A 26358-nucleotide genomic window follows, 5' to 3' on the forward strand; every position below is an offset into this window, starting at 1 on the left:
CTCAAGGAGAATCTGCATGAAACTGCTGCACATCGATTCAAGCATCCTCGGCCAGGGCTCGGTCAGCCGCGAACTGTCGGCGGAAATCGTCGCCCACTTCCGCGCCCGCGATCCCGGCCTCACGGTCACGCGCCTCGACCTCGCCGCCACGCCGATCGGCCATCTGGCCGCCGAACACCTTGCCGCCGCGCAAGGCGCGCCGGTCGACGACGCGCTGAAGGCGGACGTCGACGCCGGCCAGCACGCGCTCGACACGTTCCTCGCCGCGGATATCGTGGTGGTCGGCGCGCCGATGTACAACTTCGGCATCCCGTCGCAACTGAAGGCGTGGATCGACCGCATCCTGGTGGCCGGCAAGACCTTCCGCTACGACGAGAACGGGCCGGCAGGCCTGTGTGGCGGCAAGAAACTGGTCATCGCATCGTCGCGCGGCGGCGTGTTCAGCGCGGGGTCGCCGGTGGCGTCGCTCGATCATCAGGAAACCTATCTGAGAGACGCATTCGCGTTCATCGGCATCACCGACATCACGTTCATTCGTGCCGAAGGCGTCGCGATGGGGCCGGACAAGCGCACGGGCGCCATTGCATCGGCGAAGGAAGCGGCGGCGGCCCTCGCGGCCTGACGCAATACGCCGGCTACCGGCCACGGGAGAACCCATGTTGAATACCCTCGATTCCGTTCCCTCGACCACCGTCGCCGGCCGTCATGTCGTGTTCCGCACGCGCGGTCACGCGCACGGGCCGGTCGTCCGCATGGTCAGCCCGTCCGACGTCGGCGAGATGATCAAGCCGTTCGTGTTCCTCGACCTGATCGATACGCGGGCGCCGCTCGGCAAGCCGGCCTTCGGCTGGCATCCGCATTCGGGCATCGCCACGCTGACGCTCATGATCGACGGGCACGGCACCTACGTGGAATCGACGGGCCACGAAGGCCCGATGGGGGCCGGCGACATCGAATGGATGAGCGCGGGGCGCGGCGTCTGGCATACGGGTTCCGTGGTGCCGCCGGTCAAGGCGTTCCAGCTGTGGGTGGCGTTGCCGCCGGGGCGCGAGCTGGCGCCGGCGTTCAGTCAGCACCTGTCGATCGACGACATCCCGACGGACGGGCCGGCCCGCGTGCTGCTCGGCCGCCACGGCGACGCGGTCAGCCCGGTCGATGCGCCGGCGGGCATCAACTACGTCGTCGTGCAGTTGAAGGCGGGCGAGCGCTGGACCTGCCGGCCGCCGCAGGGCCACCGGGTCGGCTGGACCGCCGTGATGGACGGCCGCCTGCGCACGCCGGACCCGGCCGGGCGGGGCGAACTGGTCGTGTTCGACTCGTCCGACGCGCCGATCGAATTCGAGGCCGTGACCGACGCGCGCTTCGTGGTCGGTACCGCGATTCCGCATCCGCACGATCTTCATCTGGGCGCCTATTCGGTGCATACGAGCGCCGCCGCGCTGGCGGAAGGCGAGCGCGAAATCGTACGTGTCGGCCGTGAACTGCGCGCCAAGGGCGTGATGCGCTGATGCTTTCGTCTCCGTCGATATCCGTCCTCGGGTCAAGGCGGCCGGCGCGCCGAGACGCCGCGCCCGCGGGGTCTTGCGCTTAGGTGTTTATACGTATGCCGATTTCGGCATCGGCCCAATCCAATATTTCATTGGAAGGTTATCGGACTTGTTTCTAGACTGATGCGGGGCATGTATACCGCGCCGGCCGCACACGCCGGCCGGTGCAGCCCGATCCGCGCCAGCGCCACGCAGAAACACAACAGCGCCGCGGCACACAACGACATCATCGGAGACGGACCATGACATTCATCAGGAAGCTGGCGGCCGGCGCGATCGTCGCCGCGGCGACGGTGCTGGCAGGCGGCGCGCACGCGCAGCAAAAGCCGATCACGCTCGGGTTCTCGCAGGTCGGCGCGGAAAGCGCATGGCGCACCGCGAACACCGTATCGGTGAAGAGCGCGGCGAAGGAGGCCGGCATCAACCTGAAATTCTCGGACGCCCAGCAGAAACAGGAGAACCAGATTCGCGCGATCCGCTCGTTCATCGCGCAGAAGGTCGACGTGATCGCGTTCTCGCCGGTCGTCGAATCGGGCTGGGAGCCGGTGCTCACAGAAGCGAAGGCCGCGCATATCCCGGTGATCCTGACCGATCGCGGCGTCGACGTGAAGGACCCGTCGCTGTACGTGACGATGATCGGCTCCGACTTCCTCGAGGAAGGGCGGCGCGCCGGCCACTGGCTCGAAGAGCGCTACAAGAACGACGCGGGCCCGATCAACATCGTCGAGCTGCAGGGCACGGTCGGCTCCGCGCCGGCCAACGACCGCCGCGCGGGCCTGCTCGAAGTGATCAAGAACAATCCGAAATTCAAGGTGATCGCGTCGCAGAGCGGCGACTTCACGCTCGCCGGCGGCAAGCAGGTGATGGAAGCGTTCGCGAAGACCTACGGCAAGCAGATCAACGTCGTCTATGCGCACAACGACGACATGGCGCTCGGCGCGATCCAGGCGATGGAAGAAGCCGGCATCAAGCCCGGCAAGGACGTGAGCGTCGTATCCTTCGATGCGACGAAGGGCGGCTTCCAGGCGATGGTCGCCGGCAAGATCAACGTCGACGTCGAATGCAGCCCGCTGCTCGGCCCGCAGCTGATGACCGCGGTGAAGGACGTCGTCGCCGGCAAGCAGTTGCCCAAGCGCATCGTGACCAACGAGACGGTGTTTCCGATGAGCGTCGCGGCGCAGGTGTTGCCGACCCGCAAGTACTGACCTGTCCGCCCGGGCGGCGGCCTCGCGGCCGCCGTCCGGCGGCGTTTCGAGGGAGGCTGCATGCAGAGTCCGCCGGTGGTTGAGATGATCGGCATCGACAAGTCGTTTCCGGGCGTCAGCGCGCTGCAGCGCGTGGACTTCCGGTTGTTTCCGGGCGAGATCCACGCGCTGATGGGCCAGAACGGCGCGGGCAAGTCGACGCTGATCAACGTGCTCACCGGCGTGCACGCGCACGATGCGGGCGAGATTCGCGTCGGCGGCGCGCCGGTGAATTTCACCGCGCCGCGCGAGGCCGAGGCGGCCGGGATCCAGACGCTCTACCAGGAAGTGAACCTGTGCGCGAACCTGTCGGTCGCGGAGAACATCTTCGCGGGCCGGCAGCCGATGCGGCGCGGCGCGATCGACTGGAAGACGATCCATGCGCGCTCGCGCGACGCGCTCGCCGAACTCGATCTGGCGCTCGACGTCACGCGTTCGCTCGATTCGTATCCGATCGCGGTGCAGCAGATGGTGGCGATCGCGCGGGCGGTGTCGGTCGACGCGCGCGTGCTGATTCTCGACGAACCGACCTCGAGCCTCGACGACGGCGAGGTCGCGCGCCTGTTCGACGTGCTGCGCCGGCTGAAGGCGTCGGGCATCGCGATCCTGTTCGTCACGCATTTTCTCGAGCAGACCTATGCGGTGTCCGACCGCATCACCGTGATGCGCAACGGCGAGCGCGAAGGCGAATACCTCGCGCGCGACCTGCCGGTCGACGTGCTGGTCGCGAAGATGACCGGCCGCGAACGCATGTCCGAGACGCTGCAGGCGGGCGCCGCGGCGGTCGAGCATGACACCGCGACCACCGCGCCGTTCCTGTCGATGCAGCAGGTCGGCCGGCGCGGGATGATGAGCGCGCTCGATCTCGACGTGCGCCCCGGCGAGATCGTGGGGCTGGCCGGGCTGCTCGGCTCGGGCCGCACCGAAACCGCGCAACTGGCGTTCGCCGCCGCGCGCCCGGATACCGGCGCGATCGAGATCGACGGCGCGCGCAAGCGGCTCGCGTCGCCGCACGACGCGGTGCGCAGCGGCATCGCGTACTGCCCGGAAGACCGCAAGAAGGAGGGCATCGTCGCCGCGCTGTCGATCCGCGAGAACATCGTGCTCGCGCTGCAGGCGCGGCGCGGCTGGTGGCGGCTGATCGGGCGGGCGCGCCAGCGCGAGATCGCCGACACGTACATCGCCCGGCTCGGCATCAAGGCGCGCGACGCGGAGCAGCCGATCGGGCTGCTGTCGGGCGGCAACCAGCAGAAGGTGCTGCTCGCGCGCTGGCTCGCGACGGACCCGAAGCTGCTGATTCTCGACGAGCCGACGCGCGGCATCGACGTCGCCGCGAAGTTCGACATCATGGAGCGCGTGCTCGCGCTGTGCGCGCAGGGGCTCGCGATCCTGTTCATCTCGTCGGAGATCAGCGAGGTCGTGCGCGTGAGCCATCGGATCGCGGTGCTGCGCGACCGCCGCAAGGTCGCGGAGCTGAGCGGCGCCGATGCGTCCGAGGAGCAGGTTTACCGGTTGATCGCGGGAGGCCAGTCATGACGTGGCTACGCACGCTGTTTCGTCATTCGCTCGCGTGGCCGGTGCTGACGCTCGCGCTGCTGTTCGCGCTGGATGTCGCGTATCGTCCCGGCTTCCTGTCGATCGTGCTGCTCGACGGCCACCTGTTCGGCGCGCCGATCGACATCCTGAATCGCGCGGCGCCGCTCGTGATCGTGTCGCTCGGGATGACGCTCGTGATCGCGACGCGCGGGATCGACATCTCGGTCGGCGCGATCGTCGCGATCGCCGGCGCGGCGGCCGCGACCGTGCTCGAGGCGGACCCGTCGCAAGTCGGCGCGGCGCTGGCCGCCGCGCTCGGCGTCGGGCTGCTGGCCGGTGCGTGGAACGGGCTGCTGGTCGCCTTCGTCGGGATGCAGCCGATCATCGCGACGCTGATCCTGATGGTGGCCGGCCGCGGCGTCGCGCAATTGCTGACGGGCGGCCAGATCATCCCGATCGGCGCACCCGGCTACCTCGCGCTCGGCGGCGGCTATCTCGCGACCGTGCCGTGCGCGGTGTGGATCGCGCTCGCGACGATCGGCGCGAGCGCGCTGCTGGTGAACCGCACGGCGCTCGGGCTGTTCATTCGCGCGATCGGCGTGAACCCGGTCGCGACGCGGCTCGTCGGGCTGCGCTCGGGTGCGATCGTGTTCGGCGTGTATCTGTGCTCGGGCGTGATGTCGGCGCTCGCGGGCATCCTCGCGAGCTCGAACGTGCGCAGCGCCGACGGCAACAACGCGGGGCTGCTGCTCGAACTCGACGCGATCCTCGCGGTCACGCTCGGCGGCACGTCGCTGCTCGGCGGCCGCTTCAGCCTCGCGGGCTCGGTGCTCGGTGCGCTGATCATCCAGACGCTCACCTACACGACCTATTCGATCGGCGTGCCACCGGAGGCGACGCTCGTCGTCAAGGCGGTCGTCGTGATCGCCGTGACGCTGATCCAGTCGGATGCGGCGCGTGCGCTGCTGGTGCGGCACGCGTCGCGGCTGCTGCCTTCCGCGCGATCGCGCGCCACCACCACCGGAGCGACGCCGCGATGAACCGTTTCCTTGGCCGCCTCGCCGATCCGCGCACGCTGCCGATCGTCGTGACGATCGTGCTGTTCGTCGCGCTGTTCGGCTTCGGGTCCGTGATGTACACGGGCTTTTTCTCGATGCAGGTGCTCACAGGGCTGCTCGTCGACAACGCGTTCCTGCTGATCGTCGCGATCGGGATGACGTTCGTGATCGTATCGGGCGGCATCGACTTGTCGGTTGGCTCGGTCGTTGCGCTGACGACGATCTTCTGCGCGGTCGGCGCCGAACGGCTGCACTGGCCCGTGTGGGTGATCGTGCCGCTGGTGCTCGCGTTCGGCGCGCTGTACGGCGCGGCGATGGGCGCGCTGATCCACTACTTCAAGTTGCAGCCGTTCATCGTCACGCTCGCCGGGATGTTTCTCGCGCGCGGCGCGTGCTTCCTGATCACGACGCAGTCGATCACGATCAACGCGCCGGCGTTTCATGCGATTGCGGGCATCAGCGTGCCGCTCGGCGGCGGCATGCTGAGCGCCGGTGCGCTGATCGCGCTCGCGACGCTGGCCGTCGCGATCTACGTCGCGCATTTCACGCGCTTCGGCCGCAACGTCTATGCGGTCGGCGGCAACGAACGCTCGGCGCTGCTGATGGGCTTGCCGGTCGCGCGCACGAAGATCGGCGTCTACGCGTTGAGCGGCTTCTGTTCGGCGCTCGGCGGCGTGGTGTTCACGTTGTACGTGCTGTCGGGCTATGGACTGCAGGCGCAGGGGATGGAACTCGACGCGATCGCCGCGACCGTGATCGGCGGCACGCTGCTGACGGGTGGTGTGGGCTACGTGATCGGTTCGGTGTTCGGGGTCGGCATCCTCGGCACGATCCAGGTGCTGATCACGTTCGACGGCACGCTGAGTTCGTGGTGGACGCGGATCGTGATCGGCGCGCTGCTGTGCGTGTTCTGCGTGCTGCAGCGGGTGATCGAGCGGCATGCGACGCGGCGGCGTACCGGCGGCACCGGGCTCGGCGCGCGGCGGCCGACGCAATCCGCCGCGCCCGCGCGGCCGGCGCCGCCCGAAGAGGACATCGGGCTGGTATCGACGATGCGGCGGTCGTAGTGCGACCGTCCACCCTTGTGAGAGGAGAACGGCATGAAGCGCGATGACGTGACAGCGGGCGTGGCCGATGCGCTGGCCGTCGAGCATGGCCGTCGGCCGCTGCTCGATCTCGGCGACGCGCGCGACTGCCGGATCGTGGCCGATGCGCTGCGGGTGCTGCTGCGCGAGCGCTCGGAAGCGCTGGCCTTCGCGATGCGCGTGGCTGACGAGCACGGCCGCCCGCGCCCGGATGCCGGCGAATTCGGCCTGACCGACATCATTCGGTTGGCCCGCGTGGTCGAGCGGGCCGATCGGCGGCGCGAGCGCATCGCGATGGAATGACACGCGCGGCCGCATGCCGGCCGCGCGTGGGACCGCGCCGTCAGGCCGGCCCGGTCGCGTCCGCCTCGGTGTCGAAGGGCGTATCCGCGACGCGCGTGCGTTTCAGCGCGCCGGCCAGTTTTTCGATCGCGTGCAGGTCCAGCGCATCGAGGTGCTCGCGCATTTCCTGCACGAACGGCGCATGGCCCGGCTCGTCCACGTACTGGCCGAGCCATTCCTCGATATCGGTCAGCCGGCCTTCGCCGGCGAGCGCGATCAGCTCGGCGAGCGCGTCGGCGGGCGGGCTGTGCATCGCCGGCGCCGCGTGTGCCGGCTCCGCTTCGTCGGCGGGATGAAACTGCCGGACGAGCCCCGACGCCGGTGCGAGCGCATGGCCGAGCGCCGGTGCGACGACCGCGAACGAGAACGACGTGCCGACGCCCGGCTGGCTCGCGACGGCCAGCTCGCCGCCCATCGCGGTGACGATGCGCTGCGCGATGAACAGGCCGAGCCCGGTGCCGCCGTTCACCGCCTGCACCTGCTGGTACGCGCGGAAGATGTCGGTGGTCGCGGTGATGTCGATGCCGATGCCCGTATCGGCCACCTCGAACAGCAGGCGCCACGCGTCGCCTTCGCGCGACGCGTGAATCGACAGCGTGACCGTGCCGTTGCGCGTGAATTTCGATGCATTGGACAGCAGGTTCAGCAATACCTGTTGCAGCCGGATGCCGTCGATCAGCACCGTGCGCGGCAGCGCCGTGACCGGCCGGTAGACGAACCGGTTGTCCTGCTGCGCGCACAGCGCGACCGCGTAGTGGCCGATGTCGTCCAGCAGCCCGGGCAGGTCGGTACGGTCGGGCGCGACGCCGAGCGGCTGGAGTTCGGCCTTCGTGAACGCGAGCAATTCGTCGATCAGCGCGAGCTGATAGCGGATGCTGCGGTCGATCGACCGGATCAGCCGCGCCTGGCCGCGCGTCGCGCCTTCCAGCAGCAGCTTCGCATAGCCGTTGATCGTCGACAGCGGCGCGCGCAGGTCGTGGCTGACATAGCCGAGCGTCTCGATCTTCTGCTGCATGTGCGTTTTCGACTGCTGCAACGCGTCGTTGAGCGCCACCGTGCGCCGCGCGACCTCATCGCGCAGCCGGTCCTGTTCGGTGAGCTGCCAGTGTTCGAGCCGCTTGCGTGCCTCGGTGCGCTGCCGGCCCACGTGGTGAATCCACGCGGCCAGCACCAGCAGGTGCGTCGCGAGCCCGATGATCGCGATGACCGGGTTCGGAAAGACGTCGGACCGGATCCACGACAGCACGGGAGGTAGCGCATCGCGGCCGTCGAGCATGCGGATCAGCATGTTGAACGTCGCGAACGCGACCGCGATCAGCATCACGCGGGCGGTCGGCGTGCGCCGGATCACGAGCAGCAGCGCCAGGCTGATGTTGACGAGCCCGAGCACGGTGTTCAGCCACAGGCAGAACCGGGCGAAGCTCGCCAGATCGCCGAACGCCGCGCCGGCGATGCCCACGCATTCGAGCGCGAGAAACACCACGTACACCGCGCGCATCGGCATCCTGGCCTTCTCGCGGTGCGCGACCATCAGGATGAAGACGATGAAGCACGCGACCGACAGGTACACGAAGATCGTTTCGCCGCGCGTCGACCATTCGCGCGCGCCGGGCGACAGCGCCATCGCGAGATAGCCGCGGTACGCCGCTTCGAAGAGCGCGGTGTTCAGGGTCAGCGCGGCCAGCACGTGGAACACGCCGCTGCGCGAGAAAAAGCCGATCAGCAGCGCGCACCAGACGAGGGCGAGCAGCCCGCCGAAGAACCCGAAGTTCCACATCGACGCGTGCAATTCCTGCGCGATCCATGCGTCTCGGGTGAACGCGACCGGCGCAAGGCGCATCTCCTTGCGCGACGTGATGCGGATCAGCACGGGCAACTGTTCGCCCGCGCGCAGCGTGACGTCGAGGGTCGGGTAGCGCGCCGGCGCGTCGTGCGCGTCGCCGCGATCGGTCGGGAAGCTGCGATCGAGCGTCCACTGGCCGTGCCGGCCGACATAGAAGTCGGCCCGATCGACGCGCGCATCGCGAATCGCGAGCACCAGCGGGTGCGTCTCGCTGTCCCGGTTGATCAGCGTCGCGCGGACCCACCACGCCGAGCGCGAGAACGTCACGTTGAACGCGGTGCGGGCCGGGGTGGCTGCATGACGCGACGGATCGGCGAGTCGCGCGGCGACCTCGTCGGCCGTTAGCGTCGTGCCGGCATCCTCGAAAACCGATACCGCTTCGAGTTGCGCGGGACTCGGCGCCGTTGCGGCACGGGCCGTCGCGCACGTGACGGCCAGCGCCGCCAGCAGCAGGAGCAACACGCGACATCCCGCCGTCCATGCCGCGTCGTGCCTACGCATCGCCGTGGTGCCCCCCCGGCGCGGCCGGCGCGTCGACCGCGTGGCGCTGGCGCCGCCAGTCGGACGGCGTGATGCCGAAGCGTTCGCGGAATGCCGTCGCGAAATTGCCGGGCGTGGAAAAGCCGATTTCCTCGGCGATGTCGCCGATGCCCATCGACGTTTCCGACAGGAAGTGCATCGCCGCGCGCAGCCGCGTGTCGCGCAGGTATTCGAATACGGTCTGGCCGAGATGATCGCGGAACACGCGCGACAGCCGCTTTTCGTGCGTGCCGACCTGCTTCGCGAGATCCTCGAGCGCCGGCGGATGGCGCAGGTCGCGCAGCAGTACCTCGCTCGCCGCGCGCACGAGGGCGGCATCGGGGTTGTCGGGCAAATCGGGCAGGTGTGCGAACGGCTGGCTGCGCCGCGTGCGCTTCAGGTGATTGCGGATTCGCGCGATGACTTCCGCCGGTTCGAACGGTTTGACGATGTAGTCGATCGCACCCGTTTCGAGCCCCGCGATGCGATCCTCGAGATCGCCGGCGGCCGTCAGGATGATCACCGGAATGGATTGCGTCGACGGCGTCGACGCCAGCAGCCGGCTCGCGGCGAAACCGTCCATGCGCGGCATGCGGACGTCCATCAGGATCAGGTCGGGCGCGATGGCCTGCGCGCGGTGATAGGCCTGCAGCCCGTCGAACGCGACGCTGATCCGGCACCGCGCGGTGCGCAGGATTTCGGTCAGGAGCCGCAGGTCGTTCGGGCGGTCGTCGACGATCAGAATATGGGCGCCAGCGAGATCCGGCGTGGTGCGTGGCGACGCCGAACTGGGCAAGCGGGATGACATGGTTGCGAACGCGTTGGAAGGGAGGGGGCCTGTCAGGTCGGCGGCATCGCAATCTGTACGATTGTTGCGAAAAATTATATGTCGACAACAGCGTCGATTGTGAGGATTCCGTGCGGCGCGTGTGGGCTTGTCGCATGGGCATGGCGGACGCGCGGCGGGATTGTCGGTGCTTCGGAAAATTGTGCCGAATCCATTAATAAAATTCCGGTCTTTATTTCCGGTCGAGCGGATTTTTAAATTTGAATGGCCCGGATGATGAATTCGTGATCGAGGTGTCGAAATCTCGATGGTGCGGTGTAAATGAAATTCGCTGATTCATTGCCGGGCCAATTAAGTTTACATCGATGCCGGTTGACTATTTCTATTTCTACAAAATCGAGATTCCTGCAAATGTGTATGAATGTAACTGCCGTCCGCTCTGGAAAAGGATTTTTCCGCTGCGGAAAAGGTTTGTTTGGACGAATGCCTGCAAACTAGCCCCGGCGCGGCTGGAATCGGTTCTTTTGCCGCCGCCGGTTGCCGCCAAAATTGCTGTTGCCGTCGCTTTCATGGCAGCCGATATTCAATGTCACATTGAATGATGTCATTCCCGGATCATGGGATGGCAGTAACAAAAGGATAACGGGCACGAGGGTAATGCAATCGTCATAATTCGCGAAGAGGTTCGATATACAAGATGAAGCGCGAAATGACGGGATGGGGCTGAGGGCAAGGCATCGAGCGAGAAGAAATCGTCACGTCAATTCGATCGATTAATTCGATGCCGGGGCCGTGCGGTGAGAGGCCGGTTTTTTCCGGATTTCCGGAAAAAACCGGTCGCGCGCCGGACGGAAAGGGGTGAGCGACTTTGCGTGGGCAGCCGGGCCGTTTGATCGATCCGGGCGCCGCGCGCGGCGCTCTATCGAATCAGGCGGATACGAAAAATATGAATACGACAAGCATGGCAGGTCAGGGCCTCGGGTCGATCGATCCGGCGCCGGCCGTCAGCGTCAGCGATGCGGCGGCGCATGCTTCACATCCGGGGACCACATGGCGCCTTTCGCCGCCTGAATGAAACATGACGGGCCGCCCGTGATGCGGGCCGGCGTCCGTTCGTCCAGCGTCCGAGCGACGCTTTTCCAATGAGATTCGACGTCGCCCTTCGGCGGGAGCGATGGCGTGCGCGCGTGCGGATTCGCGTCGCGTCGTGCGCCGTGCCGCCGCCGGGCCGGCGATGTCGACTTCCGTGAATCGATAACCGGCTTTTCGCCGTCGCGCATCGTGCCGAGCGGGCCGGCGCGGCGGTCGGTCGTGCACTCGCGATGTGGGTCGAGCATGCCGGGCAACGCTGTTCGTAGTGTTTATTAGTAATGCGAAGTGAGAGGCGGGCGGCGCGAGGCAGGCGAAAACGGAGCGGGTCCGCGCTTCGCCTGACGCCGCGTTCGCTGTTGCGTCATCCAGCACACGAAAACCGAGGGAACACAAGATGAACAAGTCGTTCAAGTCGATCTGGAACGAAGCACTGGGAGCCTGGGTTGCGGCTTCGGAGCTTGACCGCGCACGCGGCAAGCGTGTTGCGTCGTCGACGCGCGCGCCGTCCTGCGCCGCGCACGGAGAAGCCGCGACGCACGCGGGCATGCCGTCGGCGCCTTCGGTGTTGAGACTGGCCGTGCTGACGGCGACCGCTTGTCTCGGGTTGTTCCATGCGAGTGCGCATGCGCAGTACGCGCAGGATGGCGGTACCGCGTCGGGTGGCACGACGGCGATTTCGATCGGCCTCGGTTCGACTGCCGCGCAACAGAATTCCACCGCGGTCGGCAACCTGTCGACGGCGCAGGGCGTGTCGGCCACGGCGCTGGGCCCGGGCGCGCATGCGATGGCGGATGCTTCGACGGCCGTCGGCATCAACTCGCAGGCGACCGGCGTCAACAGTTCGGCGCTCGGCGTGCAGGCGATCGGTTCCGGCGCCTACTCGGTCGCGATCGGCAACCTGTCGAGCGCGACCCAAAGCGGCGCGGTGGCGATGGGCAGCGGCGCGGCGGCGACCGGCGTTTCCGCGGTGGGGTTGGGCAACAATGCGCTGGCGTCCGGTCAATACGCGGCGGCGGTGGGGCTCGGCGCCAGTGCGGCGGGCGCGCAGAGCGTCTCGCTCGGCTATGCGTCGCATGCCACCAACACGGGCTCCGTCGCGCTCGGCAACCAGTCGACCAGTTCGGGCGCGGCCGGCGTGGCCGTCGGCAGCGGTGCGCTGACGACCGGAAATTCCGGCGTGGCGATGGGCGTGAACAGCGGTGCGAAGGGCACCGCGTCGATCGCGATCGGCTGGGGCGGCACCGCGGGCGTACCCGGGTCGGGCACGCAGTCGCTCGGCACGAGTTCGATCGCGATGGGCTCGAACACGAATGCCGGCGCCGATCAGGCGCTGGCGTTCGGCCTGAACGCCAACGCGTCGGGCGTCAGTTCGATCGCGACGGGCGTGCAGTCGACCGCGACCCAGCAGTTCGCGACCGCGCTCGGCAATCTGGCGCTGGCGACCGGTGTGTCCGCCAGCGCGCTGGGGTCCGGAGCGACGGCGTCGGCCACGAATGCGACGGCAGTCGGCATCAACAGCGTCGCGGCGGCGGCCTCGACCGTGGCGATCGGCGATTCCAACTCGGTTGCCGCGGCGGCGGGTGCGGGCTCGATCGCCGGCGGCAACAACTCGAAGGTGCTGGGCGGCATCGGCGCCGTCGCGCTCGGCCTGGGCCAGACGGTGAGCGGCAACGGCGCGGTCGCGATCGGCGATCCGAGCACCGCGATCGGCACCGGCGCGGTCACGATGGGGTCGAACAATACCGCGAACGGCGACGGTGCGGTAGCGATCGGCAACAGCAACAACGCGCAGGGCACGGGTTCCCTGGCGCTCGGCAATACGTCGACGGCAGCGGCGGCGGGGGCGGTCGCGTTCGGCGCGTCGGCCGTGGCCAACAACGCAAACGATGTCGCGCTCGGCTCGGGATCGACGACGGCCGCACCGAATCCGACGGCCAGCGCGGTCATCGGCGGCGTCACGTACAGCTTCAACGGCGTCAACCCGGCGAGCGTCGTCAGCGTCGGCACCACGGGCAGCGAGCGCCAGATCACGAATGTCGCGGCCGGGCGGATCAGTTCGTCGAGTACGGACGCGATCAACGGGTCGCAACTCGCCGCGACGAACACGGCACTCGATTCATTGTCTACGTCGACGGCATCGAGCATCACATCGTTGTCGACCGGGGTTTCATCGCTGTCGACCGGTCTGAGTTCGACCAATAGCGCGGTGACGTCGTTGTCGACTTCGACGTCGACCGGGATCAGTTCGCTGTCGACGGGGTTGAGCTCGACCAATAGCGCGGTGACATCGCTATCCACGTCGACGTCGACCGGCATCGGCTCGTTGTCAACCGGCCTGAGTTCGACCGACAGCACGGTGACGTCGCTGTCGACGTCCACATCGACGGGCCTGTCGTCGGCCAATAGTTCGATCGCGTCGTTGTCCACGTCGACGTCGACGGGCATCGGTTCGTTGTCTACCGGGCTGAGTTCGACCGACAGCACGGTGACGTCGCTGTCGACGTCCACATCGACGGGGCTGTCGTCGGTCAATAGTTCGATCACGTCGCTGTCCACCTCGACGTCGACGGGTATCGGTTCGCTGTCCACCGGCCTGAGCTCGACCAACAGTGCGGTGACGTCGCTGTCCACGTCCACGTCGACCGGCATCGGCTCGCTGTCCACCGGCCTCAGTTCGACCAATAGCTCGGTGACGTCGCTGTCCACGTCGACGTCGACGGTCGTCGGCTCGTTGTCCACGGGCTTGAGTTCGACCAACAGCTCGGTGACGTCGTTGTCCACGTCGACCTCGACGGGCATCAGCTCGCTGTCGACCGGCCTGAGTTCGACCAACAGCTCGGTGACGTCGCTGTCCACGTCGACGTCGACGGGCATCAGCTCGCTGTCCACCGGCCTGAGCTCGACCACCAGCTCGGTGACGTCGCTGTCCACGTCGACGTCGACGGTCGTCGGCTCGTTGTCCACCGGCCTGAGTTCGACCAACAGCAACCTGACCTCGCTGTCCACGTCGACCTCGACGGTCGTCGGCTCGCTGTCCACCGGCTTGAGTTCGACCAACAGCTCGATCACGTCGCTGTCCACGTCGACGTCGACGATCGTCGGTTCGTTGTCCACCGGCCTGAGTTCGACCAACAGCAGCCTGACGTCGCTGTCGACCGCCACGTCGACCGGGATCGGTTCGCTGTCGACGGGCCTGAGCTCGATCGCGAACAACAACACGAACCTCGGCAACAGCACGGCCGGCGCGATCGGCGGCGGCGCCACCTACGATCCGACCACCGGCACGATCTCGGCGCCGTCGTACGTGACATACAACAGCGACGGCTCCACGACGATCAACAACAACGTCGGCTCCGCGATCGACAACATCAACGCGAACGGCATCAAGTACTTCCACGCGAACTCGACCGCGCCGGACAGCCAGGCGCTCGGCCTGGACAGCGTCGCGATCGGCCCGAACGCGATCTCGCGTGTGGACGGCAGCATCGCGCTCGGCTCGGGTTCGGTGGCCGATCGCGCCGTGGTGCCGTCGTCGGGCATCCTCCGCAACGGTACCGCGTCGATCCCGTTCAACACGACGGATCAGACGCTGCTCGGCGCGGTCTCGGTAGGTGACGCGACGAACAAGACGTACCGCCAGATCACCAACGTCGCGGACGGCACCGGCCAGCAGGATGCGGTGACGGTGCGCCAGCTGACCGGCGCGCTGCAGTCGTTCGCGGTCACGGGCCAGAAGTACTTCCACGCGAATTCGACAGCGGCCGATTCGCTCGCGGTCGGCGCGGAATCGGTCGCCGTCGGGCCGACGACGGTCGTCAACGGCGACAACGGCGTGGGCATCGGCAACGGCGCGATCGTCGACCAGACCGCGCCGGGCGGGATCGCGATCGGTCAGGCGGCGAGTTCCGCGCAAGCCGACGCGATCGCGCTGGGCAGCGGCGCGACGGCGACCGGCGCGCAGTCGGTCGCGCAAGGCGCCAACGCGGTGGCGGTCAGCGTGGGCAGCGTCGCGCTCGGCTCGGGCGCGCGCAGCACGGCGACCGATGCGCTCGCGCTCGGCGCCGGTGCGTCGGCGACGTTCGCGAACAGCGTCGCGCTGGGAGCAGGCTCGCTGACCACGGTCGGTGCGCTGACGAACTACGTCGCGTACGGGTTGAGCAGCCCGCAGTCGTCGGCTGGCGAAATCAACATCGGCAATCGCCAGATCACCGGCCTTGCGGCCGGCAAGAACGGCACCGACGCGGTGAACGTGTCGCAGCTCGATTCGGTCGCGAACCAGTTGACGACGTTGATCGACCAGCGCACGGCCAACCTCGGCGGGCAGTACACGACGAACCCGAACGGCTCGAACGTGCCGCCGGGCGCGAGCGGGTCGAATTCGTCGGCGGGCGGTTCGGGGGCGGTCGCATCGGGCGCGAACAGCACGGCGGTCGGCAACAATGCGCTCGCATCGGGCAACGGCTCTTCCGCGATCGGCGTGGGCGCGACGGCAGCGGGCAACAACTCGACCGCGATCGGCACGGGCAGCAACGACGGCGGGCGCTCGAACGTGGTCGCGGTCGGCTCGGCGGATTCGGCGCGCCAGGTCGTGAACGTCGCGGCCGGCACGCAGGGTACCGATGCCGTGAACGTGAACCAGTTGAACGCGGTCTCGAACCAGTTCACGCAGTCGCTGAACACGGTCAACAACCAGCTCACGCAGATGCAGCAGCAGATCCAGCAGACCGATTCGATGGCCCGCGAGGGGATCGCCGCGACCGCCGCGATGGCGTCGATTCCGCACATGGACCGCGATTCGAACTTCGCGATGGGGGTCGGCACGGCGACGTTCCAGGGCCAGAAGGCCATGGCGGTCGGCGTGCAGGCGCGCGTCACGGAGAACCTGAAGGCGACGCTGAACGGCGGTTTCGCCGGCAGCCAGCGCGTCGTCGGCGCGGGCATGCTGTATCAGTGGAAGTGATCGTGCGCAGCGGTTCGTTCCGGCCCGCGTGGCCGGAGCGGACCGCGCCGAACGCCAACGTGCGTGGAGGCGTCGCGACATCGCGCCGCACGCGCCGTGCTCATCGCATTCTCGGAGTCATCAAGTGAAAAACATCCATCTTGTTCTGCTGGCGTCCGTCGTTTCCCTCGCGGCCTGTTCGAGTGCGTCGGGGCCGACGTACAACGCGTACGAGCTGCAGTCGCGAAACGGCATCCGGACGTTCCAGGTCGATTGCCACGGCATCCTGTCGACCGCGAAGACCTGCATGAAGGTCGCGACGCGCATGTGCGGCAACGAGCCCGTGCGCCTGGTCGACACCACCACGCCGTACCGCGACGGCGCCGATCCGCATTCGATCGTGTTCCAGTGCGGTGCGGCCCCCGCGCCGGCCGCCGCGGCCGTTGCGCCGGCGCCCGCGCCGGCCGAGAAGGTGAGCCTGACCGGCGATGCGTATTTCGCGACCGACTCGGCCGTGCTGACGCCTGCGGCCACCGCCGCGCTCGACACGCTGCTGAACCAGCAGGCCGACCGGCATTTCGCACGCGTGGAAGTGGACGGCTATACCGACGCGACCGGCTCGGATGCCCATAATCAGGCGCTGTCGAAGCGCCGGGCGGATGCGGTCGCCGGGTATTTGCGCGAGCACGGGCTGAAGGCGGATTCGTTCGCCGCGGCCGGTCACGGGGAAGCGAATCCGGCGGCATCGAACGATACCGCCGAAGGGCGCGCGCGCAATCGTCGCGTGGAAATCTCGCTGCAGAAGTAGGACGCCGCGGCCAGGTTGCCGCAAGCGTGACCGTCGAAGCCAGGCGGCTCGCTTGCGGCAATGCGTGCTCGACGTGGACAACGGCCGCGGGCAAGGCTCGTTGCGGCGTGCGCATGCGGTGTCCGTCGCAGCGGCGGCGCCGCCGAACGGCGACTGGCGTCCGGCACGCGGATCGCCATCCGTACCGGCCGTGGATGGTGCTCAGTGTCGGATCATGCAGACGGCCACGATCTCGTACCCGGGGTCGGCATTCGCGCTCGCGGCTTGCTCCGCTTCGTCATACGAACCAAAGGAGGCGGCATCCTCGATGGCCGGCGCCATGCCGATATCGCCGTCCTCGGCGGTGCAGAGGAACTGCTCGCCGGTCTTCACGACATAGATGGACATCATGATTCCCTCCAGGGTTTGCAGGGGGAAATTTCAGTCTAGCAGGCCGGAAGCGGGGCGGCGGTCCGCTTTCGGCACGCGCGACCGGGCGGTTTTACGACCGTCGACCCGGACCGGCCTGCATGCGGCGGCAGCGGAAAGCCGTGCACAATACCCGCATGCGCTCCCTCGACCTCGAATGCCTCGTCACCGTCACCATGCCCTTCGGTAAGTACAAGGACCGGCTCCTTGCCGACCTGCCGGGCAACTACCTCAACTGGCTGGCCCGCGAAGGGTTTCCGCGCGGCGAACTCGGCCGACAACTCGCGCTGATGCACGAAATCGATCACAACGGCCTGAGAGGCTTGCTGGACCCGCTGCGCAAGCGCGGCTAGTGCAGGGCGGCGCGTCACTGAAGCCGCGCGCTGTTTCGACCGCGCATCGCAGGCGCGCGATTTCCGGAGAGCCGATGCCGACGGGGAATCCGCGGCCGCCTGCCCATGAAGCCCGCAGGGTCGTCATGGAAAACTGTATGAATATACAGTATAGTACCCGTCGAACTCGAGCCGCACAGGTCCAACCCTTGCGGCACGTGCGCCGCGCCTGCGGGCATCCGCCGCAGCGTTCCGGCACCGTGAATTCCCGCTAACTCATTCAGACGGGCAGGCAAATTGTCATCCAGCAATCTGATCCGCATTCGCGGAGCACGTCAGCACAACCTCAAGAATCTCGATCTCGACCTGCGCACCGGTGAAATGACGGTCGTGACCGGCCCGTCGGGCTCCGGCAAGTCGAGTCTCGTGTTCGACACGCTGTACGCGGAAGGCCAGCGGCGCTACGTCGAAACCTTCAGCGCGTACGCGCGGCAGTTCCTCGACCGGATGGACCGCCCGCAGGTCGAGCGTGTCGACGGCGTGCCGCCCGCGATCGCGATCGACCAGACCAACCCGGTTCGCAGCTCGCGCTCAACCGTCGGCACGATGACCGAGCTGAACGACCACCTGAAGCTGCTGTACGCGCGCGCGGCCGAGCTGTTCGACCGCAAGACCGCGCGGCAGGTGCGGCACGACACGCCGGAGACGATCTACGCGGAGCTCGTCGCGCGCACGCAGGCGGACGATCCGCGCGTCGTCGTCACGTTCCCGGTCGAATTGCCGGAAGCGGTGTCCGACGAGGAAATCGCGCAATGGCTGTCGGCGAGCGGCTACACGCGCGTGCAGGCGCAGCGCGAGGTCGCGTCGCCCACCGGGCCGCGCAAGATGCTCGACGTGGTGGCCGACCGCTTTCGCGTGCAGCAGGCCGACAAGGTGCGGGTGGTCGAGGCGATCGAGGCGTCGCTGAAGCGCGGCGGCGGTCGCGTGAACGTGTACGTGCTGGCCGCGGACGCGGAAAACGCAACGGCCGAGCCGTCGATCTGGCGCTTCTCCACCGGGCTCCACGATCCCGACAGCGACCTGCGCTACGCGGAGCCGCAGGCGGCGCTGTTCTCGTTCAACTCGGCGTACGGCGCGTGCGAGACCTGCCGCGGCTTCGGCCGCGTGATCGGCGTCGATCTCGGCCTCGTGATTCCCGACGCGCGCAAGACGCTGCGCGGCGGTGCGATCAAGCCGATGCAGACGCCTGCGTGGAAAGAGTGCCAGGACGACTTGATGCGCTACGCGGCGAAGGCCGGCATCCGGCGCGACGTGGCGTGGTCCGAGCTGACGGACGCCGAGCGCGACTGGGTCGTCAACGGTTCGCCGGACTGGAACGGCAAGTGGCAGAGCCAGTGGTACGGCGTGAAGCGCTTCTTCGGCTATCTCGAATCGAAAGCGTACAAGATGCACATCCGCGTGCTGCTGTCGAAATACCGCAGCTACACGCCGTGCGACGTGTGCGGCGGCGCGCGCCTGAAGACGGAATCGCTGCAATGGCGGCTCGGCTCGAAAGAGAATGCCGACGCCGTGCTCGCGCCGGCCGACCGCTTCATGCCGCGCGGCGTCGACTGGAGCCGCGCGCAGCTCGAAGCGCTGCCGGGCCTGACCGTGCACGACCTGATGCTGCTGCCGATCGAGCGCATCCGGCGCTTCTTCGACGACATCGTGCTGCCGAGCGCGCTGCTCGACGACGCATTGAAGCTGCTGCTCGCCGAGGTGCGCACGCGCCTGAAATACCTGTGCGACGTCGGGCTCGGCTACCTGACGCTCGATCGGCAAAGCCGCACGCTGTCGGGCGGCGAGGTGCAGCGGATCAACCTGACGACGGCACTCGGCACGTCGCTCACGAAAACCCTGTTCGTACTCGACGAACCGAGCATCGGGCTGCATCCGCGCGATCTCACGCGGATCGTCGAGGCGATGCAGCGGCTGCGCGACGCGGGCAACACGCTGGTCGTGGTCGAGCACGATCCGTCGGTGATGCTCGCGGCCGATCGATTGATCGACATGGGCCCCGGCCCGGGCGAACGTGGCGGCACGATCGTGTACGACGGCACGCCCGGCGACATCCGTTCGGCGCATACGCTGACGGGCGAGTATCTCGGCGGCCGCAAGCAGGTCGCGCATGCGTCGAACTGGGCGCGCCGCGCGGTCGACGCGAACACGCCGCGCATCGTGCTCGAAGGCGCGACCGAGCACAACCTGCGCGACGTCACGGTCGAGATTCCGCTGCAGCGGCTCGTGTGCGTGACGGGCGTATCCGGCTCCGGCAAATCCACGCTGCTGCAGGACGTGCTGTATCCGGCAATGGCGCGGCACCACGGCAAGGCGACCGAATCGCCGGGCGCCTTCCGCAGCCTTACGGGCGCCGACCAGGTCGGCGATGTCGTGTTCGTCGACCAGTCGCCGATCGGCAAGACCACGCGCTCGAACCCGGCGAGCTACGTCGGCGCGTTCGACGAAATCCGCAAGCTGTTCGCGAAGGCACCCCTCGCGCTGCAACGCGGCTACGGCGCCGGCACGTTCAGCTTCAACTCGGGCGACGGGCGTTGCCCGACCTGCGGCGGCTCGGGCTTCGAACACATCGAAATGCAGTTCCTGAGCGACGTCTACCTGCGCTGCCCGGACTGCGACGGCAGCCGCTACCGCGCCGAGATTCTCGAAGTGCGCATCGAGCGCGACGGCCGCGCGCTGAACATCGCCGACGTGCTCGATCTCACCGTCAGCGAGGCGGCCGCGTTCTTCGCGACCGATGCGGAGGTGCTGCGCGTGCTGCAGCCGATCGTCGACGTCGGCCTCGAATACGTGAAGCTCGGCCAGCCGGTGCCGACGCTGTCGGGCGGCGAAGCGCAGCGCCTGAAGCTCGCCGGCTTCCTCGCCGAATCCGCGGCGGCGGCCAACGGGCGCCGGGTCGCGACGGAAGAGGCGCGCATCGCCCGCGCGAAGCTGTTCATGTTCGACGAGCCGACCACCGGGCTGCACTTCGACGACATCGCGAAGCTGATGCAGGCTTTCGGCAAGCTGCTCGCGGCCGGCCATTCGCTGATCGTGATCGAGCACAATCTCGACGTGATCCGCGCGGCCGACTGGCTGATCGATCTCGGCCCGGAAGGCGGCGATGGCGGCGGCCTGGTGCTGTGCGCGGGCACGCCCGACGACGTGAAGGCCTGCGCCGAATCGCATACCGGCGTGGCGCTGCTGCAGTACGACCGCGAGATGGATGGCGCGGCCGCGGCTGCCGACGAAGGCGTGCCGCTGCAGGCCGCGCTGAACGCGGCGCGCGCGCGCCGTGCGATCGAAGGCGAGGACGTCGTGCGGATCGTCAACGCGCGCGAGCACAACCTGAAGTCGCTCGACGTCGACATCCCGCACGGCAAGTTCAACGTGATCACCGGCGTGTCGGGTTCCGGCAAGTCGACGCTCGCGTTCGACATCCTGTTCCACGAAGGCCAGCGCCGCTACCTCGAATCGCTGAACGCGTATGCGCGCTCGATCGTGCAGCCGGCCGGCCGCCCCGAGGTCGACGCGGTGTACGGCATTCCGCCGACCGTCGCGATCGAGCAGCGGCTGTCGCGCGGCGGGCGCAAGAGCACGGTCGCGACCACGTCCGAGGTGTGGCACTTCCTGCGGCTGCTGTATGTGAAGCTCGGCCTGCAGCATTGCATCCACGACGGCACGCCGGTCACGTCGCAATCCGTCGAATCGATCGCCGCGCAACTGCTGCGCGATCATCGCGGCGAACACGTCGGGCTGCTCGCGCCGCTCGTCGTCAATCGCAAGGGCGTCTATACGGATCTCGCGAAGTGGGCGAAGGCGCGCGGCAGCACGCATCTGCGCGTCGACGGCGAGTTCGTCACGGTCGATCCGTGGCCGAAGCTCGACCGCTTCCGTGAACACACGATCGAATTGCCGGTGGCCGATATCGTCGTGTCGCCGGACAACGAAGCCGAGTTGCGGCGCAGGCTCGACGAAACGCTCGAGCTCGGCAAGGGCGTGATGCACCTGCTCGCGCCGCTCGACGGGCTGCACCACGCGATGCAGAACGATCATTCGACCGCGCGCGTCGGCGAGGTCAAGGTGTTGTCGGTCAAGCGTGCGTGCCCGGTGTGCGGCACGAGCTATCCGGAACTCGACCCGCGGATGTTCTCGTACAACAGCAAGCACGGCTGGTGCACGACCTGTGTCGGCACCGGCGTCACGCTCACGCGCGAGCAGCGCGCCGCGTACGACGACACGGTGCTCGCCGGCGACGATCGCGGCCGCGAACAGACGCTGCCGTCGGACGAGCAGGAGCCGGAAGGCGTCGGCAATGAGCCGTGCCCGGATTGCCACGGCACGCGGCTGAACCCGTCCGCACGCGCGGTCACGTTCGACGCGCATCCGATCGTCGAGGTCGCGCAGTGGACGGTGTCGGACACGCGCCGCTGGATCGACGCGCTGGAACTCACCGGGCGCGACGCGCAGATCGCGCGCGACATCGTCAGCGAGATCGGCAGCCGCCTCGCGTTTCTCGAGGAAGTCGGGCTCGGCTACCTGAGCCTCGACCGCGCGGCGCCGAGCCTGTCGGGCGGCGAAGCGCAGCGCATCCGGCTGGCCGCGCAGCTCGGTAGCAACCTGCAGGGCGTGTGCTACGTGCTCGACGAGCCGACGATCGGCCTGCATCCGCGCGACAACCAGATCCTGCTCGACGCATTGCGCAAGCTCGGCGACAAGGGCAATACGCTGGTCGTCGTCGAGCATGACGAGGACACGATCCGCCGCGCGGATCACATCATCGACGTCGGCCCGGGCGCCGGCAAGCGCGGCGGCACGCTGGTCGCGCAAGGCGCGGTCGCCGATCTCGCCGCGCAGGCCGATTCGGTGACGGGGCGTCTGCTCGCGCAGCCGATGACGCACCCGTTGCAGCCGCGCCGCAGCGTGAGCCTGCCGGGCAAGAAGGGCGGTGAGGCCGTACCGGAAGCCTGGCTGACCGTGCATGGCGCGCGGCTGCACAACCTGCGCGACGTCACGGTCGGCATTCCGCTCGCGCGGCTCGTCGCGGTCACGGGCGTCAGCGGGTCGGGCAAATCGACGCTCGCGCGCGACGTGCTGATGACCAACCTGCTGGATGCGGTCGGCCGCTCGGTGCTGTCGTCGCCGGCCACGCGGCGTGCGCGCAAGGCCGCGCAGCAGGACGCGCCGGCCACCAACCGTCGTTCGAGCGTGCTCGCGCGCAGCGCACCGCGGCCGTCGCTGAACGTCACGCATGCGTGGCAGGGCTGCGAGTCGCTGAGCGGCTGGGAGCAGATCGATCGTGTGCTCGAAGTCGACCAGACGCCGATCGGCAAGACGCCGCGTTCGTGCCCGGCCACCTATATCGGCGTGTGGGACACGATCCGCAAGCTGTTCGCCGATACGCTCGAAGCGCGCGCACGCGGCTATACGGCGTCGCGTTTCTCGTTCAATACCGGCGACGGGCGCTGCCCGGCCTGCGAAGGGCAAGGCGTGCGCACGATCGGCATGAGCTTCCTGCCCGACGTGAAGGTGCCGTGCGACGTGTGCCACGGGCAGCGCTTCAATCCGGAAACGCTCGCCGTCACGTGGCGCGGCCGGAACATCGGCGACGTGCTGACGATGGAGATCGACGAGGCGGTCGAGTTCTTCGCGCCGATCTCGAACATCGCGCATCCGCTGCAGCTGATGAAGGACGTCGGGCTCGGCTACCTGACGCTCGGTCAGCCGTCGCCGACGTTGTCCGGCGGCGAAGCGCAGCGCATCAAGCTCGTCACCGAGCTGACGAAGGTGCGCGACGACATCACGCGGCGCGGCCAGAAGGCGCCGCATACGCTGTACGTGCTCGACGAGCCGACGGTCGGCCTGCATATGGCCGATGTCGCGAAGCTGATTCGCGTGCTGCACCGATTAGTGGATGCCGGGCATAGCGTCGTCGTGATCGAGCACGACCTCGACGTGATCGCGGAAGCCGACTGGGTCATCGATCTCGGGCCGGAAGGCGGCGTGGGTGGCGGCACGATCGTCGCGGCGGCGCCGCCGGAAGCGCTCGCGAAGGTGAGCGCGAGCCATACCGGGCAGGCGCTGAAGCCGGTGCTGGCCCGAACGGCCAGCGAAGACGCCGAAGCGGAGCAGCAGGGCGCGGCGCGGGTCGGCTGAACGCGTTGTATCCGGCGAGCGGCCCCGGTGCCTGGTGAGGCATCGGGGCCGTTCTCGTTTCGTCATTCATGTCGACGATGTCGACGCGCTCAATTCGCGTTGACGCCGATCGCCTCGATGATGGTCTCCAGTTGCGGGCTCATCGGCAGGTTCAGACTCAAGCCGGACGGAAGCGGGCGCAGGAACCAGCGCTTGTACTGACGCGCGATCTCGCCGTCGGCCGCCAACTCCTGGAACGTGCTTTTCACGATCTGCGCGAGTTGCGGATCGTCCTTGCGGAACATGATGCCGTACGGGTCGTACGATAGAAAATCGCCCACCACGTCGTACTGGCCGCCCTTGCTCGCATTCTCGGCGATCAGGCCGTACAGCAGCACGTCGTCCGTCGCGAACGCGTCGGCGCCGCCGTTCGCGACGAGCGCGAAGCCTTGCGCATGGTCCGGCACCACCTGTAGCTGGACCCCGAGCCGGAACTTGTCATTCAGGTCGCGCAGCGCCTTCTCGTTGGTCGTGCCGGCCGTCACCGCGACTTTCTTGCCCGCGAGATCGCGGAACGAGCGGATCGGCGCGCCGCGTTTCACCATCACCTTCGTGCCGGCCACGAAGAAGATCGGCGAGAACGCCACGCGTTTCTGGCGCTCGAGGTTGCTGGTCGTGGAGCCGCATTCCAGATCGACCTTGCCGCTGACCACCGCATCGATGCGGTTGTCGGACGTGACCGGCACCCAACGGATCGTCAGGCTCTGGTTGATCGCATCCTCGATCGACGCCACGAGCGCCTTGCACAGCTCGATCGAATAGCCGATCGGCTGGTTGCGCGCGTTCAGGTACGAGAACGGGATCGACGCGTCGCGATAGCCGAGCGCGATCGTGCCGCTGCCGCGCACCTTCGCGAGCGTGCCGGTCAGTTGGGCCGGCGCGAACGGCTCGCCGCGCGGCGGTGTCGACGGCGCATCTTCCGCGCGTGCGGCTGCGCCCGTGGCAAGCAGGCCCGCGAGCGCGAGCGCGCGCCAGAATCGCTGCATCTTCATCGCCGGGCCTCCGTCAGACTTCCGTCGGATGTGCGATCGTCGCTTCCTGTTCCGCTTCGATGCGCGCCGCGTTGGCTTCGGCTTCCGCTTCCGGCAGGAGCTGGCCTTCCCATTTCGCGACCACCGCGCTCGCGATCGAGTTGCCCACCGCATTGGTGGCCGAGCGACCCATGTCGAGGAACGTGTCGACGCCGAGAATCAGCAGCAGCCCGGCCTCCGGCAGCCCGAACTGGTGCAGCGTGGCCGCGATCACGACGAGCGACGCACGCGGCACGCCGGCCATCCCCTTCGACGTGAGCATCAGCACCAGCAGCATCGTGATTTGCGTGCCGAGCGACAGGTGCATGTTGTACGCCTGCGCGATGAACAGCGACGCGAACGTGCAGTACATCATCGAGCCGTCGAGGTTGAACGAATAGCCCATCGGCATCACGAAGCTCGAGATCTTGCGCTTCACGCCGAAGCGGTCGAGCGCGTCGAGGATCTTCGGGTACGCGGCTTCGGAGCTGGCCGTCGCGAACGACAGCATGAACGCTTCCTTGATCAGCACCAGCAACTTGAACACCCGCGGCCCGAGGAACACCAGCCCCGCACACACGAGCAACGCCCAGAGCAGGAACAGACTGAGGTAGAAGTCACCCATGAACACCGCGAACTTCAGCAGTACCGATAGCCCGTTGACCGCGACGGTCGCGGCCATCGCGGCCATCACCGCGAGCGGCGCGAGCTTCATCACGTAGCCGGTGATCTTCAGCATCACGTGCGACAGCTGGTCGATCGCGGCGATGAGGATCTTGCCACGCTCGCCGAGCGCGGCGAGCGCGACGCCGAAGAACATCGAGAACACGACGATCTGCAGGATTTCGTTGTTGCTCATCGCCTCGGCGAACGACCGCGGCACCATGTGGCCTACGAAATCCTTCAGCGTGAACTTGGATGTCGCGAGGTTCGCGGAGGCGCCGATGTCCGGCAGCGGCAGGCCGAGATTGTCGCCGGGCCGCAGCAGGTTCGCCATCAGCAGCCCGAGCAGCAGAGAGACCAGCGACGCGGTGATGAACCACGTGATCGATTTCGCGAACACGCGCCCGACCGAGGCCGCGTCGCCCATGTGTGCGATGCCGACGACCAGCGTGGAGAAGACGAGCGGCCCGATCACCATCTTGATCAGGCGCAGGAACACGTCGGAGACGAGCGAGATGTATCCGGCGACTTCGGCGGCGGCCTTCTTGTCCGGAAAGCTCGTATAGACCATGTAGCCGATCGCGATGCCTGCCGCCATCGCGACCAGGATCCAGAGGGCTGCAGCATTCTTTTTTCGCATCGTAAGCCTCCCATGCAGCGGTTTCGCAATCGGGGATGGAAGGACGATACAGGACCAGAATCGCGATGAACAGTGCAACCGGGTTCGGGTTTGCGCTAGCGCCGGGTCGCGGCCGATCGGGCGACGGCGGCTGCGCCGGTGGCGCTTCGTGCCCGAACCCGGCGCAACCTGCCGCCGGTTTGTGCGGAGCAGCACGTCGCCTGTTCGGCGGTTGCAGCGTCATGCGCCGCGGTCCTGCGCCAATCGACCGGCGATGTTGCGGTGCCGGGGTGCG

Annotated in this window: 18 protein-coding genes; 12 read left to right on the forward strand and 6 right to left on the reverse strand. The window is 67.8% G+C overall.

The genetic code is table 11. The features are described from left to right. Positions 1-16: 16 nt before the first annotated feature. The 7 genes from HWX07_RS06380 (at position 17) to HWX07_RS06410 (ending at position 6773) form a co-directional block, all read left to right on the forward strand. Positions 17-622, forward strand: a complete 606-nt coding sequence (locus HWX07_RS06380) for an FMN-dependent NADH-azoreductase (RefSeq protein ID WP_175875655.1) — start codon at positions 17-19, stop codon at positions 620-622. A 34-nt stretch (positions 623-656) separates the two neighbouring features. Continuing rightward, positions 657-1508 carry a pirin family protein gene (locus HWX07_RS06385; protein WP_175875656.1) on the forward strand — a complete coding sequence of 284 codons (852 nt, stop codon included), beginning with the start codon at positions 657-659 and terminating at the stop codon, positions 1506-1508. Between the two features lie 281 nt (positions 1509-1789). Continuing rightward, positions 1790-2752, forward strand: a complete 963-nt coding sequence (locus tag HWX07_RS06390; RefSeq protein ID WP_175875657.1) for an ABC transporter substrate-binding protein — start codon at positions 1790-1792, stop codon at positions 2750-2752. A 60-nt stretch (positions 2753-2812) separates the two neighbouring features. Next, positions 2813-4327 carry a sugar ABC transporter ATP-binding protein gene (locus tag HWX07_RS06395; protein WP_175875658.1) on the forward strand — a complete coding sequence of 505 codons (1515 nt, stop codon included), beginning with the start codon at positions 2813-2815 and terminating at the stop codon, positions 4325-4327. Beyond that, a complete protein-coding gene (locus HWX07_RS06400; RefSeq protein ID WP_175875659.1) occupies positions 4324-5367 on the forward strand; it encodes an ABC transporter permease in 1044 nt (347 codons plus the stop codon). The genes HWX07_RS06395 and HWX07_RS06400 overlap by 4 nt, the downstream gene beginning before the upstream one ends. After that, a complete protein-coding gene (gene yjfF, locus HWX07_RS06405; RefSeq protein ID WP_175875660.1) occupies positions 5364-6452 on the forward strand; it encodes a galactofuranose ABC transporter, permease protein YjfF in 1089 nt (362 codons plus the stop codon). Before HWX07_RS06400 ends, yjfF begins: the two co-directional genes overlap by 4 nt. Before the next feature lie 33 nt (positions 6453-6485). Then, a complete protein-coding gene (locus HWX07_RS06410) occupies positions 6486-6773 on the forward strand; it encodes a hypothetical protein (RefSeq protein WP_175875661.1) in 288 nt (95 codons plus the stop codon). 40 nt (positions 6774-6813) lie between these two features. On the opposite strand, the gene HWX07_RS06415 is transcribed toward HWX07_RS06410, so the two are convergent. After that, positions 6814-9156, reverse strand: coding sequence for a sensor histidine kinase (locus HWX07_RS06415; protein WP_175875662.1), 2343 nt, complete (start codon positions 9154-9156; stop codon positions 6814-6816). Then, positions 9149-9982: a response regulator gene (locus HWX07_RS06420; RefSeq protein WP_011694953.1), complete on the reverse strand. Its 834-nt coding sequence runs from the start codon at positions 9980-9982 to the stop codon at positions 9149-9151. Before HWX07_RS06420 ends, HWX07_RS06415 begins: the two co-directional genes overlap by 8 nt. A 344-nt stretch (positions 9983-10326) precedes the next feature. Here HWX07_RS06420 and HWX07_RS06425 point away from each other — a divergent pair, with 344 nt between their 5' ends. Then, on the forward strand, positions 10327-10563 hold the full coding sequence (locus tag HWX07_RS06425) for a hypothetical protein (RefSeq protein ID WP_175875663.1): 237 nt from the start codon (positions 10327-10329) through the stop codon (positions 10561-10563). Between the two features lie 408 nt (positions 10564-10971). On the opposite strand, the gene HWX07_RS06430 is transcribed toward HWX07_RS06425, so the two are convergent. Beyond that, the gene (locus HWX07_RS06430; protein ID WP_226208430.1) at positions 10972-11307 is read right to left on the reverse strand and encodes a hypothetical protein; all 336 of its coding nucleotides are present in this window, start codon (positions 11305-11307) and stop codon (positions 10972-10974) included. Between the two features lie 140 nt (positions 11308-11447). Here HWX07_RS06430 and HWX07_RS06435 point away from each other — a divergent pair, with 140 nt between their 5' ends. Together HWX07_RS06435 and HWX07_RS06440 are read left to right on the forward strand one after the other, a co-directional pair. Continuing rightward, positions 11448-16013 (forward strand): YadA-like family protein, encoded by a 4566-nt coding sequence (locus HWX07_RS06435; RefSeq protein WP_175875664.1) that lies wholly within the window; start codon positions 11448-11450, stop codon positions 16011-16013. A gap of 124 nt (positions 16014-16137) precedes the next feature. Beyond that, a complete protein-coding gene (locus tag HWX07_RS06440) occupies positions 16138-16800 on the forward strand; it encodes an OmpA family protein (protein ID WP_012336987.1) in 663 nt (220 codons plus the stop codon). Between the two features lie 201 nt (positions 16801-17001). Here HWX07_RS06440 and HWX07_RS06445 read toward each other — a convergent pair whose 3' ends face one another. Next, positions 17002-17190, reverse strand: coding sequence for a hypothetical protein (locus HWX07_RS06445; RefSeq protein WP_023475168.1), 189 nt, complete (start codon positions 17188-17190; stop codon positions 17002-17004). 155 nt (positions 17191-17345) lie between these two features. Between HWX07_RS06445 and HWX07_RS06450 the strand changes: the two genes are divergently transcribed. Continuing rightward, a complete protein-coding gene (locus tag HWX07_RS06450; protein ID WP_012336985.1) occupies positions 17346-17561 on the forward strand; it encodes a DUF3820 family protein in 216 nt (71 codons plus the stop codon). A 276-nt stretch (positions 17562-17837) separates the two neighbouring features. Continuing rightward, a complete protein-coding gene (uvrA, locus tag HWX07_RS06455; protein WP_012336984.1) occupies positions 17838-23732 on the forward strand; it encodes an excinuclease ABC subunit UvrA in 5895 nt (1964 codons plus the stop codon). A gap of 89 nt (positions 23733-23821) precedes the next feature. Here the strand turns inward: uvrA and HWX07_RS06460 are convergent, their stop codons facing one another. Both HWX07_RS06460 and HWX07_RS06465 read right to left on the reverse strand, forming a co-directional pair. Further along, positions 23822-24763 carry an amino acid ABC transporter substrate-binding protein gene (locus HWX07_RS06460; protein ID WP_175875665.1) on the reverse strand — a complete coding sequence of 314 codons (942 nt, stop codon included), beginning with the start codon at positions 24761-24763 and terminating at the stop codon, positions 23822-23824. Between the two features lie 13 nt (positions 24764-24776). Beyond that, positions 24777-26084, reverse strand: a complete 1308-nt coding sequence (locus tag HWX07_RS06465) for a dicarboxylate/amino acid:cation symporter (protein ID WP_012336982.1) — start codon at positions 26082-26084, stop codon at positions 24777-24779. Positions 26085-26358: the final 274 nt, after the last annotated feature.

The organism is Burkholderia sp. BCC0097, from assembly GCF_902832985.1.
Classification (GTDB): domain Bacteria; phylum Pseudomonadota; class Gammaproteobacteria; order Burkholderiales; family Burkholderiaceae; genus Burkholderia; species Burkholderia orbicola.

Excerpts from the sequence above, each read along its gene's own strand:
- HWX07_RS06380 (WP_175875655.1), top strand. The coding sequence starts at position 17 with ATGAAACTGCTGCACATCGATTCAAGCATCCTCGGCCAGGGCTCGGTC.
- HWX07_RS06385 (WP_175875656.1), top strand. The coding sequence starts at position 657 with ATGTTGAATACCCTCGATTCCGTTCCCTCGACCACCGTCGCCGGCCGT.
- HWX07_RS06390 (WP_175875657.1), top strand. The coding sequence starts at position 1,790 with ATGACATTCATCAGGAAGCTGGCGGCCGGCGCGATCGTCGCCGCGGCG.
- HWX07_RS06395 (WP_175875658.1), top strand. The coding sequence starts at position 2,813 with ATGCAGAGTCCGCCGGTGGTTGAGATGATCGGCATCGACAAGTCGTTT.
- HWX07_RS06400 (WP_175875659.1), top strand. The coding sequence starts at position 4,324 with ATGACGTGGCTACGCACGCTGTTTCGTCATTCGCTCGCGTGGCCGGTG.
- yjfF (WP_175875660.1), top strand. The coding sequence starts at position 5,364 with ATGAACCGTTTCCTTGGCCGCCTCGCCGATCCGCGCACGCTGCCGATC.
- HWX07_RS06410 (WP_175875661.1), top strand. The coding sequence starts at position 6,486 with ATGAAGCGCGATGACGTGACAGCGGGCGTGGCCGATGCGCTGGCCGTC.
- HWX07_RS06415 (WP_175875662.1), bottom strand. The coding sequence starts at position 9,156 with ATGCGTAGGCACGACGCGGCATGGACGGCGGGATGTCGCGTGTTGCTC.
- HWX07_RS06420 (WP_011694953.1), bottom strand. The coding sequence starts at position 9,982 with ATGTCATCCCGCTTGCCCAGTTCGGCGTCGCCACGCACCACGCCGGAT.
- HWX07_RS06425 (WP_175875663.1), top strand. The coding sequence starts at position 10,327 with ATGCCGGTTGACTATTTCTATTTCTACAAAATCGAGATTCCTGCAAAT.
- HWX07_RS06435 (WP_175875664.1), top strand. The coding sequence starts at position 11,448 with ATGAACAAGTCGTTCAAGTCGATCTGGAACGAAGCACTGGGAGCCTGG.
- HWX07_RS06445 (WP_023475168.1), bottom strand. The coding sequence starts at position 17,190 with ATGATGTCCATCTATGTCGTGAAGACCGGCGAGCAGTTCCTCTGCACC.
- HWX07_RS06450 (WP_012336985.1), top strand. The coding sequence starts at position 17,346 with ATGCGCTCCCTCGACCTCGAATGCCTCGTCACCGTCACCATGCCCTTC.
- HWX07_RS06460 (WP_175875665.1), bottom strand. The coding sequence starts at position 24,763 with ATGAAGATGCAGCGATTCTGGCGCGCGCTCGCGCTCGCGGGCCTGCTT.
- HWX07_RS06465 (WP_012336982.1), bottom strand. The coding sequence starts at position 26,084 with ATGCGAAAAAAGAATGCTGCAGCCCTCTGGATCCTGGTCGCGATGGCG.